The sequence below is a fragment of the Neobacillus sp. Fa239 genome, assembly GCF_055395235.1.
Genome location: NZ_AP041611.1, coordinates 3,019,767 through 3,034,718, shown reverse-complemented (window position 1 = coordinate 3,034,718; position 14,952 = coordinate 3,019,767). Strand labels below are relative to the sequence as shown.

The window sequence follows — 14,952 nt, the reverse complement described above, 5'->3', positions numbered from 1 at the left end:
TTATTGAGCTAAAGGGAGCAGGTTAGTTGAACAAGGATGGGGAATACTGGAGTTATATATTTTTGTAAGGTGATTTTAAAAATGAAACCATTGATTAGAAAAGAAGAAATCATAAATTCTGATAAGTTTTTTCAAAGAATTCATCAAGTAGAAATTGATTATGTAAACTATTGGAAAGAACATACGTTATGGCACTGGGAATTTTGGCTCTCAATAGCATTATCAATCATTCCTTGGCTCGTATGGATAATACTGCGAAAACGCGGAAGTGAGGCAAGATTGCTTCTAGCAGGAAGTTTTGGACTAAATGTAGCTTCTTGGCTTGATTTTTTGGGACTTATTTTTGGGTTCTGGCATTATTCTGGGAGAGTATTGCCTACCATTCCAACGTTTTTTCCTTGGGATTTTACTTTAATTCCTGTAACTCTTATGCTTTGGCTACAATTTAAACCAACTCTAAATCCCTTTTTTAAAGCTGTAATTTATTCCGCATTGACTTCATTCATAGGTGAACCTTTATTTGAATGGATTGGATTTTATACAACTGTAAAATGGAGTGTTTTATATTCCTTTCCAATTTATGTTATTATCTATTTAATAGCTTATAGAATTAGTAAGTCAAAATCATTTGAACCTTTGTAAAAACTAAACAATATTTCAATAAATGCGATTGTTCAATAAGGACATTCGCTTTTCTTGTTCAGCTAACGGTAGCAGTTTAGTTCAATAAGAATGTTAAAATAATCTCATTATGTATTATTAGAGGTGATTAGTTTGAAGATTAGAAAAGCAAGTGAAGAAGATATAAAAGCCGTAGCAAGAGTTTATGTTGATGCTTGGAGGACTACTTATCACGGTTTAGTACCAGACGATTATTTGGACAGATTATCGTATAAAGAGGCAGAACAAAGGTGGCTTCACTTTTTAAATAATGAAAATGAACCCTTTATCTATATTGCAATTAATGATACAGGAAAAATTATAGGTTTTGCATCAGGCAAAAGCATTGATGACGAAAATTTTAATGGAGAATTATACTCCCTTTATCTATTGCAGGAATGTAGGGGATTAGGTGTAGGAAGACAACTGGTTTCAGCTATTGCTAAGCATTTTAAAGAAAAGGGCATTGCTTCTATGATGGTATGGGTAATGGAACAAAATAAAACTGGGCTTGGTTTCTATGAACGTATGGGTGGAAAGGAATATCTTCGTAGGAAGAGTGAGTTTGGAGGAATGGTAGTAGATGATGTTGCTTATGGCTGGAAAGATGTCTCAGCATTATGAATGGAGGAAGAATAAAACTATACCTTGTTGAACTACCATGAAAATAAGTTTGTACAAGAATACAAAAATGACAATACTTAAGAAGACCCTCCTCAATCGTTTTTAAAAAAAGGGGCTTAATGAAAAAGGCTATGAATACGGGTTGACTGGATTAAGGTCAGTATCAGTATTGACACTTCTTAACTATTTTCATTCTTTGTGGTGCAGCGCTGATTTTTGCGCTTCATGAGTGACTAACGGGGAAGTTTAGTTGAAGAATGGAAATGGCTCTTTTATGTTTGTGCCAAGCAAGAATAGCCCCCTCCGAACAGATTGGAGGGGGGTGTGCTATCTAAATTCATCCGTTATTCCAAGCTCTTATTCTGACCAAGTAACCACTTGGGGACAGTTCAGACAAGTTGTATAGGAAATTACCATTGGGGAATGATTTATAAGTTTGAAATAGCCTCCTGTGTCGTCCAAGTAGCACTGGCAAATGCTTTATAATTGGTAACGGCAGCTTGAAAATCCTCTTCACTAATTGTTGCGGTGGCATCGTATACAACAGCTGTTTCAAAACCAGTTTCGATTAGATGCCTCATATGGGACTCTACACAAACGTTGGAAAGCACCCCTGCAATAATTATCTTCTCTTTTCTATGTTGTCGTAACTGATATTCCAAGTCATTTGTTTGTGGGCTGGCAACCTTGTGAGGAGTTGCAATGACGGTTCTTCTATCAAAAATATAAGGTTTGAAAGAATGAACAAAATCAGCTCCAAATGACGGTGGTGTGTACGCATTTGCCACTTGATACATTCTAAGACCTAATAGCATCTTTTGTTCATTTCCTTTAAATTGCCAGCCATAATCATGAGGGTATAAATAATGGGGCGATATGAAAAGTTGGTATCCCTTATTGATGGCAGTTCTCATTAATAGTTCAAGTTTTTGTATGGTATTGTTTCGTTCAATAGTTCCTTTAGTCAGATGATAGCCTCTTCCCCCAGGACTCATAAAATCATTTTGTGGGTCTGTGATTACAATAGCAGTATTATTGGGATGTGGTTTAAACGACAAATTACTTACCTCCCTCGCAGCATAAGCTTGCGGAAATGTTTGTTACCTGTTCAGGAAAGATAGAGAAGTTGTTTTTTTTAAAAGTTCAGCATTGACACGACCGCCGCATCGAACAAGTACATAGTCATTAAAAACTCTATAGGCATCTATATGTATTTGTAGTTTGTTTAGTTCACTTTGTTATAGAAAATAGTGTGCAACTTTGACGAATGTTTCCAGAAGGTACTTGTTAAGCTAACGGATGCTTATGTTCATTAACGGGGTTTCTGCGGCGAACGAATTAGTATTTATATAAATACACAGGGAATGATTTTAATGATGAAAAAGAATAGGACATATTCGCCTAAAGTGTTTGAAGAAAAACCGACCAAGGGTGAAAAATTTCGTTGGTTTATTTATAACTTGCTTTCCAGTTGTTTAGGAGTTGGTTGTGCAATCCCGTTACTTTTCTCTTTAACAGTAATAGGACTTGTGTTTTGGCTACTATAAAGGGATGGTGAAGGGAAGTTTGTGAAATATTGTTCTTAAACTAATGGGGTGCTTGAGTGTAATAAGGGGATCGCTGCGGCAGCCCCTATTCTTCTTGTGCTAACGAAGGAGGTTAGTTTAATAAGGAATATTGCAAAGTAAAAAATTTGTATATCTTAATAAAGCGAGTAGAAACTAATTCAAATACAAGATATTAGAAATTATTTCAGAGGAAAATTAATGAATTCTATCTTGGCTATAATTTATATATACATAGGTTGGAAATTCGGTAATTGAAAAGACTTTAATAAGTATTACCCGACACTTTTGTATTTTATTATTGGCGATTTTCTTTCTCAGTTTTTGTTATTTAACCATTCAATGTGGATGTTTCATCCTGTTGGAAAAATCGATGAATGGCTCGGAATGAAAAATCATACGATCATTATATTATTAAAAATGGTGGTACAGTATCCTACGACCATTGCCGTATTTCTTGGAAACATGACATCCAAAAAAAGCCAGCAAATATTTTCTTTTGTTTTATGGTCAGGAATATATGCTATTTCAGAATTAGTTGCCATTTTCACAGGTGTTATGACTCATCATAATGGTTGGAACTTCTGGTGGGATTGTGCTTTTAAATGTAATGATGCTTTCCATGTTATTGATACATTACAAAAAACCAATTTTAGCGTGGATACTTACCGTCCCTATAGTTGTGGGTTTGTTTTTAATTTTTGACATTCCTTTTTCGGTTCTTAAATAAGTCAGTTCTATAAAATCTTACTTTGGGTACTTTGCTAAAATAACGAGAAAAGTAATTTTTATTCTTCAAGTAACGGAGAAGAATAGTGGAAGAATGTTTGTTGACTCTAGTTACACATAGTTCCTACGGTATTATTCTCCAATGACCAGTTAAACCCAGTCCGCACTTTCATCAGTAAGTCTTTGTAAGTCATTTATAAAAACACTAGCATGATAACCATAGCAAACAGATGAATTTACAACAGAATACAAATAAGTTAGATGAAGTAAAAAAATTTAATTGCAAGGGCAATTTTGGGGTGATCGATAGAATATGCAATTGCTCATATGTGCTTTTATTGCTTGGGTAACAATCATTTTATTTTCGATTATACCAAAAAGACTGTCAATACTCGATTTTGTCTTTTTATACGGTGTTCTCCTATGCCTTACATCAACTTCATTTACAACTTTAAAGTTGAATTTTAACATTATCACCTTTCCAAAGCTCGGTGTAAACTTATGGGCATACACGATATATCATTTGGTTACGGCTCCACTTCTTATCTTAATGATTTTTAATGCTTTACAGCCTTCAGAAGAAAAAAAACCAAGGTGGACCTTATCCATTGCCATTTGGATTGGGCTCACTACATACGATTGGGCACTCGACCATTTTAAAATTATCAAGTATCAACTTTTGTACGTATGGATCTCAATTGGAATGGCATATCTGTGTTTAATCTTAATTTCATGGGGGTTGTTGAAGTGGTACAAAAGGTTTGATTATAACCAGGAAGAGGAACATACATGATGGCTACAATCGTTTACGATAATCGATTCAACGCTAATGAATGGTTTGGTATTATTGGATTGTTCCTAGGAATCTTTTTTATGATTAAACTTCCTTCCCGTTTCCCAAGAAAAATCACGATTCTATTCTTTTTATGTGGTTTAACCTTCGGCACATTAGCCGACCATTACATAGGCACAATCCCCAAGAGCTTATATGATACTGGAAATACATCTGATTTTGACCTTACAGATGTTCCCACTTTATTGATGTACGGTCCATTTAGTTATTTATTTTTTTACATTTATGATTTCATTAAAATCAAAACAAATTTTATTCCCACATATATTTTATTCTGGTCGTTGGCTTCATCGTTTTTCGAATGGCTGGGGGTTTTAGCAGGGCTATTTCACTACAATAATGGCTATTGGATTGGAATTTCATTTATGATTTACCTTTTGGTTCACTCAATTTGGATTATTTTTTATCACATTATTTATAAGCACTTACGTAAATGAGTAGTTTTGCAGTTGTGTGACTAGAATAGTTAATTTGTGAATAATTTAACTTAAACTAAATGGGTGCAAGAGTTAAAGATTCGGATGGCTACGGCGATCCCTTTTTTATTGTACTAACGTAAGCATTTACTTGAATAAGCACCATAGAAATGTAAGATGACATTATCTCCAATGCCCATTTTGGATTAATAATTTTCTCCATCAATTTGATTTCTTAATGTCAAAACTTGTGGGATAAAAATACTTTGTAACTAAAACTCCTAGTGATATGATTTTGTTATTAATTAAAGGAGGAATAAAAATGAAACATGCAGCTCTCCATCAATGGCATAAAGAGCATAATAAACGAATAGCAGAATTTCATAAAAACTACGAAATCGAAATTCAACGTGGTGAAAATGGGAACGGTTTGTTAGCTAAATGGGAAAGATTTTTTTATAATAATGTCATTTCTCCTCTAAAGAAAGTGAAGTAATAGCTCTTAAATGAACTGTCCTCTTGGTACGGTTCATTTTTTAATTTAGAAAAATTCATCTATAATGTAAAATTTCTTATTAAAGTAACTGGCAGCATTCCTGTAATGAAGAAATATGAGGTTTGAAAATAAAAAAGCCCCTTGGTAAGATATGATTGTCCAAAGCTTGGCGGCAAAAAGGACACAAACATAAATACCAGGAGGCTATTTAAATGAATTATAACCAAAATGAAAAGATTGCTCAAATTACTTCTCAAACATTAATTATAGGTGTTGATATTGCTAAATACAAGCATGTGGCAAGAGCACAAGACTTTAGAGGTATAGAATTTTCGGCACCCTTTTATTTTGAAAATACAAATTCTAGCTTTAACTGTTTCATAGAGTGGCTTAAAAAGTTGATGGATCAAAACAAAATGGAAAAAGTGATCGTAGGAATGGAGCCGACGGGTCATTATTGGCTTAATTTAGCTCACTTCCTAAAGGAACAAAAGATTAAGTTTGTAGTTGTAAATCCTATGCATGTAAAGAAAAGTAAAGAGTTAGATGATAATTCTCCAACTAAAAATGATGTAAAGGATGCAAGAGTTATCGCACAGTTGGTCAAAGACGGGAGATATGCTGAACCGAACATACCGCAAGGAGTTTATGGAGAACTTCGTGTGGCTAGAAAAATACGTGATCTCCTATCTGTTGATCTTCAAGCAGTTCAAGGGCAAGTCCATAAATGGATAGACCTATACTTTCCAGAGTTCCTTACGGTCTTTAAAGATTGGGAGGGTAAATCTGCTATACAATTATTAAAACTAATTTATTGCCACATGAATTAGTAGATCTCTCAGAACAAGAGATACTAGTGCATCTTAGAAAAGCTGTTAAACGTGCAGTTGGACTCAGTAAAATAAAAGAACTAAAGAAAGTTGCAGTTGCCTCAATTGGCATTCGGGAAGGTTCTGATTTGGCTAAGTTAGAGCTTCGCACTTTAATAGACAAATATGAACTAATAAATCAAAAGTTCGAAGAACTAGAATCTAACATAGATCAACTTCTTGAACAGATTCCAGGTGTTGAACAAATGTTGGCTATAAGGGAATAGGGAAAGACACGGTTGCAGGTTTTTTTTTCAGAGGTAGGAGATCTAAGTTTCTATTCCCACCCAAGACAGATTATCAAACTAGCTGGGCTTAGTCTTAAGAAAATACATCAGGAAAGCACAAAGGACAAACCAAAATTACCAAGAGAGGAAGGAAGACTTTAAGAGCACTCCTCTTTCGAGTGGCAATGCCTTTGGTCGCTAAAAATAAGGCTTTTAAAGCATTACATGAGTATTTTACAAAACGCCCAAATAATCCATTAAAAAAGATGCAATCCCTGATTGCAGTATGTAACAAGCTTATACGAATTCTGTTAACCATCGGTAAAAAGCAGTGTGAATTTAGTGAAGAACGTATGTTAAGGGACATTCCTCATATGGCGGAATTACAGATAGCAGCTTAAATTTCTTTTAGTGAAATTCATTAGGTAGTAGTTTTATTTTTTTAGACATTTGAAGCACTTATTAGTCAGTAAATCAACTAAAATACGGGCAAGGACCCTGTCGGGCAGCATGACTGACATCCACCTCATGGAAAGGTTGGACGAAGGAATTTTGGAGCAAAGACTCTGTGAGATATGGGGGGGTTGACCTCCATGAGAAATGTGGAGATCTACCAGTGCGACCATACTTTAGCTAGTTATCCAACTTTTGGATAAGGTTGGTTTGGTTAACTATAAGTTTCTTTTTCACTTTGCCCCCAAAATTATCCTTTAGAACACTTTAATTCCATTATTCAAATGGATTTTAAAACAAACTACTACGAAATATGGAGAAAACAAGAGAAATCGTGAGATTTTCCTTTCTATATAGAGGGAGTATAGTTTAATAAGAAATGATATAATTTCTATTATTTATATAGTTGTAGAATCACTTTTAAGGGGAGGATAAAATGCTTCAGATACTGAAAAAATCAGGTAATTTGATTATTGTGATACACGAAGTCTATGGTATTAATCAACATATAAAGAGTTTTTGTGATTTATTATCAAAACAGGATTTTGATGTTATCTGTCCGAACTTATTAGAACGAGAACAACTATTTGATTATTCTGAAGAGGAGATTGCCTATCTTAATTTTATGGAGAATGTAGGGTTCTCTGATGCTGTACATAAAATAAAGAATTTATTATTAGGTGTTAAAAATAAATACCAAAAAATATATATTATTGGATTTAGTGTTGGGGCAACTGTTGCTTGGTTGTGTAGTGAGGAAGAGTGCCTTGATGGGATTGTGGGATACTATGGTTCGAGAATTAGGAATTTCACGCAAATAGTACCACTATGTCATACAATTTTATTCTTTCCTCAAGAGGAACAATCCTTTAGTGTGGATGAGTTAATTTCAAATTTAGATAAAAAGAATATAGAGATATATAAATGTTTTGGACAACACGGATTTAGTGACCCATACTCTACAAAATTTAATGAAAAATCATCCCAAAACGCTTTCAATGAAATGCTAAACTTCTTAAAGAAACATTGATTAATAAACAAGGTTTATTTAGACAAACGCACTTTTTAGGATGCAAGTGAAGAAAGAAGGGGAAGTGAATGTTTAATCGAAAAGAAATCAATGCTGATGAGAATGAACGTTTTCCGATTGAACGAAACAAACGGCTGACGGCAACTTCAGCTACTGTGCTTTTTGTTCTCATCATAGCGGAGCTTGTCATTACGGCGAACCTAGTTGAACTGATTTCTTACCATATTTTTGTCGGTATCCTAATAGCTGGACCCCTTGTTGTCAAAATGTGTAGTACCGGTTACCGATTTTTTCGTTACTATACAAAATCCCCTGATTTTGTAAAAGCAGGTCCACCAAATATATTACTTCGACTTTTAGCCCCGTTCCTTGTTTTCATTACCGTTTTGGTAATGATTAGCGGGTTTGGACTTTTAGTAGGTGGACATGCCCATGAGGGATTGTTTCTTAAAATCCATGCTGTTAGTGTAGCTTTATGGTTGCCGTTATTGACTGTCCATATTTACGCCTATATTCGTAAGGCTTCTGGTCTAATTGCAAATGATTGGATCGGAAAATCTAAATACCGAGTACCAGGTCGCCAAGGGCGATTTAGTATTAACGTTGCAGCATTAATAGTGAGTGGGATTGTCGCTAACATCCTGACTCCGTTGTATCGAGGGGAGCCAGAACATGGAATACCTCCTCTTGTTTTAGGAATTATGGCTGCCGTAATTGCGGTCATCGTCGCTAGACCACTCTTACGTATAACTAATAAAAGAAAATGATATGTAGAAGAAACACGATAAAGTCCACCTCTTATTCAACTACCATGGAAGAACGATTAAAATTCCATTTTCTGTGGTGAAGCTCTGCTTCATGGATGGCTAACGGGGTGCTTGAGTGAAAGATGTTTTACGGCAATGATCGCTGCGGCGGTCATTTTTGCTTGTTGAACTAAAGTGGCAGTTCAATAAGTGTATTTTTGTTAAAATAAAAAGGGATGTATATTTTATAAGAATCGTAAATAGGGAGGCGTGTTATGAAGAATCAACGAAATATAGTATTGTTTATTGCACAAAGTCTGGATGGGTATATTGCAACAAAAGAAGACTCATTAGATTGGTTATTTAAGGTTGAGGGTGAAGGGGATAATGGCTACTCGGAATTTTTTGAAACGATTGACACAATCCTAATTGGCAAAAGAACATATGATTGGATAATGAAACACGAAAAAGGTCAATTCCCATATAAAAATAAAGATTGTTTCGTTTTTTCTAGGTCTCAATTAGAAGATACAAATGATGTTAAATTTGTGAATGAAGACATTCTTAACTTTACTAATAACTTAAAAAAAGAAGAAGGAAAAAATATTTGGATAGTTGGTGGTGGAGACTTATTACATACGTTTTTAAAAGAAAAATTAGTCGATGAACTGATTTTGACAATTGCTCCATCAATCATCGGAGAAGGAATCCCTTTATTTAAAGTTGGTGATTATCAGCTAGACCTACATCTAAAAGGAACTAGAACCTTGAATCAATTTGTTGAATTACATTACATAGTAAAAAAATGAACACAAATACTCTAAATCTATAATGGTGCGATGCTTAAAATAGGCTCGCCGTTTTTGTTTGGATTAACTAAGTAGATTGTGAAGAATTGTACTTAAACTATCGTGGGCATTTACTTTATTAAGCACAATATAATCGAGAGACGTTCCTTTTATTCCAATTTCATATGTACTAGACTTTGAAACGGCGGCATCTTTTGCCGCCGTTTGGATTGTTAGACCGAAATGATACCCCCTGTTGGGACTGGGACTGCTGGACCGGTTACTTCAATGTCTGCATCAACAAACAACGCATGAGGGAAAGTCGCCCCTGCATCGTCAAAAGCCAAATCTGGTCCAGAACCAAATATTGTCCCAGCAATTACTTCAACGCTAAGTTTGTTTTTCATTTCGTTGCGGTCAATATCGCCCCAAAATGAAAAACGCCATGTTCCGAAAGCGGCAGGAGAAGCGGGACCGGTGACTACGATGACGAGGGTATGGTGTGGGAGAATTGTTACTGTCCAGAAACCATTAGGTGGAGACGAAATTTCCGGGTTTTGAACGCCAGGAGCTACCCCAGGAGAGGAAAATTCCACTAGGAAATTCGCAGTAAGCGATTTTGAACTCGGATTTTTGAAATAGATGTTGATCATAGTGTTGTTATCTGGCACTTGGTTATCAACGGGCACATGAAATACACCAGTTGTAATTGCTTTAACCATTCTATCACCTCCTTTTTAAGATGTAATATATATTATTCAAGAATAATACTTTTGCATCCGCTAATGCTATTAATATTTTATATAAAAGTGTTTTTTACTAGTAAAATTATTTTCTAAATGTTCTTAACCCATAACGGTTATATACAACACTTGCATCATCGATAAAACATCATTAATTAAAAAGGATGATAAAAATAAGTCCTACAAGTGAGGGCTTTTAAGATCTATCTTTTTTATCAGATTTTAATTCCTCTATCTTTTTTCTTGTTCATTCATTATACGTCTTAAATCATCTAATTCTTCACTCATATTTCGAATAAACCTTAGTTTCGACGAATTATATTTAAATCCTATTCCAACAACAACCACTCCTAAACTCTTAAAGTAACTATATCTCCAATTGGTTTAATTTTTTCATAAAACAAGGGACTTGACATAGTTTATCGATTTAATAATGGCTTTATCAAGACCAAAATCTAAAGCAACTTTTTCATCCATTTTATTATTCCACTTTATTGCTTCTTATGGTTCTATTGTGTAACTTCTCTTATTAAATTAACGGGGCAATAGTAAAACAAAGGACTGCTGCGGCAGATGGAATACTAAAATAAATACTTGTGAAATATTTCTCTTAAAGTAAACGGGGGCTTGAGTGAAAGAGCGATTTCCGGTAATGGTCGCTACGGCGGTCCTTTTTCTTGTTGAGCTAACGTGGCAGTTTACTTGAAGAAGGCATTTAACAATTCTAATAAGAAAAAAGACTAGCTTGTGGTATTTTAAGCTAGTCTTTTATATTACCCTGAACCTAATCAGAACTTAACTCATCGGGACCATGATGATGGTGAAGTGGATGGGGAAGGTGATGTCCATGATCAGGACTTGATTTATCATCATCTGGACCAGGATCTTTTCCCAATGCCCTTACAAGCAGATTCGCCCTAGGAGTTCCCAGTCCTGTCACAAAGTCATATCCAGGTGTACAACAAAAAGAACTGGCGCAGCCAACGGTGATGTCGTTGTAATTTCTGGCGTACTGCGAGCCCTTTGCTAGATTGTAGAGCTCTTGGTGTCCATCTGTCAGGGGCACCTTACGAATCTGATCGGCTAGACCAATAATCGCTGCCCAGCAAGGAGTTCCCACGCTAGTACCGCCAACAATAATCCATCCGGTAGATCCATCAGGTATAGGAGTACTACTGAAAACGGATAAACCTGTTGCAATGTCTGCAACAAAGGAAACATCAGGAGTGCCTCTTTTCCCGCCGCTCACAAACCCACTCTGGTAGTTAGGTATAGGTACGAAGAGACTTGGACCGCCCCCCCGAGCCATTCCAGCCCGTTTCTGCGATTCGGCTGCCATTCTGGCGTAGCTGTAGAGTCGTTCCACCAACGGATACGACGAACGGGGAAACCGACGGATAGAAAGTCTGACCTCCAGTGTCCCCAGATGCGGCTAAATAGACCGTACCGGGGTGTTGGAAAAAGTGGTCAAACGCTTGCTCGAAAGAGGCTTCAGGTAAAGACCAGCTCATCGAGACCACTTGGACGCCCAAAGTATTCGCGAATTCAACAGCATTAAACAGGTCTCCAGGAGCCGCAGATACGGCGACAACGAGGTGGATGGTGGCATCCGGCGCAAGTGCGTGGACCCACTGCGTGTCAATGGCGGTCTCAAGTGTCCATTCTGGAACCACTTGACCTGACTGTCCATCTGGAAAATAGATGTTCAGTTTCGCTGGGGGCAAGCCAAACTGTTGGCTGAAGACTTGCAAATCATGTTCAACCGTGGGGCTGCCGTGTGCAACCACAATTGCGATGTTCTGATTCTTCCCGGTGATGCCTGACCTAATCAACGGCTCAATCTCATAAGCGCGCCGAATCTGCTGAGGGGAATAACCGATAGGCGATGAGGATGTTGACCCCGGTTTAATCCTATTAGGGGGTTTAGCGACTCCAGGAAACTGATTCGGTATATTCTGTGGATCAAAACTACTCAAAAATAACATTCCTCATTTCAATAGAATAGATTTTATAGTATAAAATACTATCTTAAAAGAAGAATGAAACGGCTTGTACACAGGGTGGAACAAAATGTGCTAGAGCTTATTTGAAAATGGAATTGAATTACGTCCTTATTGCACTAACGGGGGGGGGCAAGAGCTGAAGAACAACTGCCAATTCAAGCGACTTTTTCTTATTCGACTAACGAGTGTAGTTTAGTTAAAGAAAATTCAGAAAATGATAGGTTATATAAACCTCGCAAGTATAGGATATACATTATTAAATTTTATTAGACAAGCATACAAACCAAAAAACATTTATTTACATAGAATGTACTCTATTATCTATTAAATGAGAGGAGGGAAAATTAGAATGGAACCAAATGAACTAATCAATATAACAACTCACATTGTAAAAGGGAGCGTCTGGGAGAGTAAAACAGGCCAAGAAATTATCACGAAACAGCTAGAAGAGGCCGATAAAATCTGGATTGAAAAAGTTGGACTCTCACTCGCACTTTTCAAACCCGATGTTATTGAAGGACCTAAAGTACGATTCGGCCTCCGCGGAGTTGATCCGGCTGTAGCAACCGATTTTGCAAAAAAACTCCAGGCAGGGGCGCAAAACATCGTTGTAGTATTCTTGAACCCATCAGTCGGAGTCTCCCGTGCTGACACTCCTCCTTCTCTGGTGAAGGCAGACACACCGGTGATCTTTGTGGGGAAGCAAGTTTTCGACAATCCGGATCTTTCTCACAACTTAGATCTTGCCCATGAATTGGCGCGTGTTTTTTTTCGGGATCAAACAATCGGAAAACCAGGCAACATACTGGCTCAAGATAAAGCACTGGGCAACCAGGTAACAAAGGAGCAAATAGAAAAAGCCAGACAGTATCCAAACAATAAATAAAAAGGCTTTCGCCTCGGGAGTAAAGATAATTATGTATGGACTGAAACGGTAAAAACCGATCAGTCTATTTTTTTCTCAATAGGGTACATCCTATTGAGAAGGTAGCGAATTTATTGATTTTCAAGGCATTAAAGCGTCTCGAATACTTATCAAAATTGTTTAAAAGATAGTTCCATAGTGGCCCCTCATTCCCAGAATCGTTTCCGTACCCCAAAATTAGATTGTGAAGAAATATACTTAAGCTAACGGGTGCTTGAACTAAATAAGGAGAAATGAAATTATGAAAAAACATTGTTGTGAGGTTATGGCTTATCATGCCAATTTCGAGTGTGATATACATAAGAATCCCTTTAAATGTCCAGACAAGATAATCATTTTTGATGAAAAGGATAATGAATACGGTTTGATAATTCATGATGGTGGCACTTCAAGTATCGGCATTTCTTATTGCCCTTGGTGTGGTTCAAATATTTGAAACAATAACTCATCCTTGTTGAAGTAACGGGTGCGATTGTCAAATACGGGCAGGCGCTTTCCTTGTTCCGCTAACGGGAAGTTTAATTTAAGTATAACTCAGGTTAAAGTTACCTAATGACATTTATATTTTGAATCATTATTATTAAGCTATTAGGAATACTTGTCTCGATGAAAATGGTCCGTATCAGGAGGATTTATGAATTGGCTTAAACTTATTAAGAATCATGTAATTCCAGTATGGATTGCCCTGGGTATTATAGCATTAGGTTTCTTAATGGCTTATCGCCCCTGGGGAATGAAAATTGGGCTCATTATAATAGGATTACTTCTAATCTTAAAGGGAATATACACAAAAGAAAAAAACAAGGAAGACTTAGCCATGGCTACTCCTCTGGGTGATACACCTTTAGGATGTATCATTGGACTTATTGTTGCCCTTCTTTTTGCGGGTTTTTTAAGATTTATGCCGACTTGGTTTGTAAGGTTACTATGGCTTTTGCTTGGAATCGGACTAATACTGCTCAGCTTAAATTAAATTTTTAGGATTTACCTATTATATTAAAGGAGTGCTTATGTTTAATAAAGAAGTTGCTGACCTAGAAAATAGATATTGACCTCATTGAAATACAGAAAGGAGAAATCCGTGGGAATTTTTTCGATGTTCAGAAGAGAAATAAAGTATGAAGACTTTGTTTATAAAGCTAGTAAATATGACAATTGGTTTCAAAGAAATAAAGCGATACAGATAATGAATATGGCTGTTAACCAACCATTCAATAACAGAGAAATATCAAGTGGTTTGATTTATTTAGGTATTCTATATTCAAAAATAAAAGATTATGGAATGGCTTCGGATTGTTATAACAAGGCGTTTGAATTAGTTGTAAAAGAAAATTTTAATTATCATCCCAATTTCAAGAAAGCGATAGAAACCTTTATAAAAAGTGGGGATCAGGATCGAGCGGAATATTGGCTGGATAATCTTTTGCAACGACAAATTTATGATAAAAAATATAAAAAACTAAATGATTTTAAAAGTAAAATAAATAATGGGTAAGGTTACCGTTTTGCAGTAAACCAACTGTAAATAAGGTAGCTTTTTTTATTAAAATAAAGGGGCAGGTGGAAAGAAATACATAGTAAATAACATCCCTTATTAAAGTAACTGGGTGCTTTAGTGAAAGAAGCGTAAATAAAAAAGTCGATTTCTAATTGGAAATCGGCTTTTTTTAGGTTGAAACTTCCTTAGCGTTGTAAATCCGCATTTTCCTGACTCTACCCCAATCTGAAAAACGAGATTGAAAACTTGTTTCATACTTTGAAAGACAAGGGATTGGAATGCCTCGCATGTTTGGATATGACACGCTAAATAGATGGTTAGAATTTG

Annotated in this window: 16 protein-coding genes and 1 pseudogene; 13 read left to right on the top strand and 4 right to left on the bottom strand. The window is 36.0% G+C overall.

Annotated features, from left to right (window positions below; all coding sequences use genetic code 11):
• Window positions 1-81: 81 nt before the first annotated feature.
• Together ACZ5XR_RS14690 and ACZ5XR_RS14685 are read left to right on the top strand one after the other, a co-directional pair.
• Window positions 82-642: a CBO0543 family protein gene (locus tag ACZ5XR_RS14690; protein WP_464497026.1), complete on the top strand. Its 561-nt coding sequence runs from the start codon at window positions 82-84 to the stop codon at window positions 640-642.
• A 123-nt stretch (window positions 643-765) separates the two neighbouring features.
• Complete coding sequence (locus tag ACZ5XR_RS14685) at window positions 766-1,284, top strand: N-acetyltransferase family protein (protein WP_464497025.1); 519 nt, start codon at window positions 766-768, stop codon at window positions 1,282-1,284.
• Window positions 1,285-1,712: 428 nt separating this feature from the next.
• Here the strand turns inward: ACZ5XR_RS14685 and ACZ5XR_RS14680 are convergent, their stop codons facing one another.
• Complete coding sequence (locus ACZ5XR_RS14680) at window positions 1,713-2,342, bottom strand: cysteine hydrolase family protein (protein WP_464497024.1); 630 nt, start codon at window positions 2,340-2,342, stop codon at window positions 1,713-1,715.
• Window positions 2,343-3,197: 855 nt separating this feature from the next.
• Here ACZ5XR_RS14680 and ACZ5XR_RS14675 point away from each other — a divergent pair.
• The 7 genes and pseudogenes from ACZ5XR_RS14675 (at window position 3,198) to ACZ5XR_RS14645 (ending at window position 9,477) form a co-directional block, all read left to right on the top strand.
• A complete protein-coding gene (locus ACZ5XR_RS14675) occupies window positions 3,198-3,554 on the top strand; it encodes a hypothetical protein (protein ID WP_464497022.1) in 357 nt (118 codons plus the stop codon).
• A gap of 813 nt (window positions 3,555-4,367) precedes the next feature.
• Window positions 4,368-4,868, top strand: a complete 501-nt coding sequence (locus ACZ5XR_RS14670; RefSeq protein ID WP_464497021.1) for a hypothetical protein — start codon at window positions 4,368-4,370, stop codon at window positions 4,866-4,868.
• 301 nt (window positions 4,869-5,169) lie between these two features.
• Window positions 5,170-5,343 carry a hypothetical protein gene (locus tag ACZ5XR_RS14665; RefSeq protein WP_464497020.1) on the top strand — a complete coding sequence of 58 codons (174 nt, stop codon included), beginning with the start codon at window positions 5,170-5,172 and terminating at the stop codon, window positions 5,341-5,343.
• A gap of 212 nt (window positions 5,344-5,555) precedes the next feature.
• Window positions 5,556-6,840, top strand: a pseudogene (locus ACZ5XR_RS14660) (IS110 family RNA-guided transposase).
• 488 nt (window positions 6,841-7,328) lie between these two features.
• Window positions 7,329-7,922 (top strand): dienelactone hydrolase family protein, encoded by a 594-nt coding sequence (locus ACZ5XR_RS14655; RefSeq protein ID WP_464497019.1) that lies wholly within the window; start codon window positions 7,329-7,331, stop codon window positions 7,920-7,922.
• Window positions 7,923-7,990: 68 nt separating this feature from the next.
• Complete coding sequence (locus ACZ5XR_RS14650; protein WP_464497017.1) at window positions 7,991-8,689, top strand: hypothetical protein; 699 nt, start codon at window positions 7,991-7,993, stop codon at window positions 8,687-8,689.
• Between the two features lie 254 nt (window positions 8,690-8,943).
• The gene (locus ACZ5XR_RS14645; RefSeq protein WP_464497016.1) at window positions 8,944-9,477 is read left to right on the top strand and encodes a dihydrofolate reductase family protein; all 534 of its coding nucleotides are present in this window, start codon (window positions 8,944-8,946) and stop codon (window positions 9,475-9,477) included.
• A 212-nt stretch (window positions 9,478-9,689) separates the two neighbouring features.
• Here ACZ5XR_RS14645 and ACZ5XR_RS14640 read toward each other — a convergent pair whose 3' ends face one another.
• From ACZ5XR_RS14640 to ACZ5XR_RS14630, 3 genes are all read right to left on the bottom strand, one after another.
• Window positions 9,690-10,178 carry a hypothetical protein gene (locus ACZ5XR_RS14640; RefSeq protein WP_464497015.1) on the bottom strand — a complete coding sequence of 163 codons (489 nt, stop codon included), beginning with the start codon at window positions 10,176-10,178 and terminating at the stop codon, window positions 9,690-9,692.
• A gap of 805 nt (window positions 10,179-10,983) precedes the next feature.
• On the bottom strand, window positions 10,984-11,448 hold the full coding sequence (locus ACZ5XR_RS14635; protein WP_464497014.1) for a hypothetical protein: 465 nt from the start codon (window positions 11,446-11,448) through the stop codon (window positions 10,984-10,986).
• A 16-nt stretch (window positions 11,449-11,464) separates the two neighbouring features.
• Complete coding sequence (locus ACZ5XR_RS14630; protein ID WP_464497013.1) at window positions 11,465-12,175, bottom strand: S8/S53 family peptidase; 711 nt, start codon at window positions 12,173-12,175, stop codon at window positions 11,465-11,467.
• Between the two features lie 376 nt (window positions 12,176-12,551).
• Between ACZ5XR_RS14630 and ACZ5XR_RS14625 the strand changes: the two genes are divergently transcribed.
• The 4 genes from ACZ5XR_RS14625 to ACZ5XR_RS14610 all read left to right on the top strand — a co-directional run bounded on the left by ACZ5XR_RS14625 (window position 12,552) and on the right by ACZ5XR_RS14610 (window position 14,622).
• Window positions 12,552-13,088, top strand: a complete 537-nt coding sequence (locus ACZ5XR_RS14625) for a hypothetical protein (RefSeq protein WP_464497012.1) — start codon at window positions 12,552-12,554, stop codon at window positions 13,086-13,088.
• Between the two features lie 280 nt (window positions 13,089-13,368).
• Window positions 13,369-13,563, top strand: a complete 195-nt coding sequence (locus tag ACZ5XR_RS14620) for a DUF6980 family protein (RefSeq protein WP_464497011.1) — start codon at window positions 13,369-13,371, stop codon at window positions 13,561-13,563.
• A 198-nt stretch (window positions 13,564-13,761) separates the two neighbouring features.
• Complete coding sequence (locus ACZ5XR_RS14615; protein WP_464497009.1) at window positions 13,762-14,100, top strand: hypothetical protein; 339 nt, start codon at window positions 13,762-13,764, stop codon at window positions 14,098-14,100.
• Window positions 14,101-14,208: 108 nt separating this feature from the next.
• A complete protein-coding gene (locus ACZ5XR_RS14610; protein ID WP_464497008.1) occupies window positions 14,209-14,622 on the top strand; it encodes a hypothetical protein in 414 nt (137 codons plus the stop codon).
• Window positions 14,623-14,952: the final 330 nt, after the last annotated feature.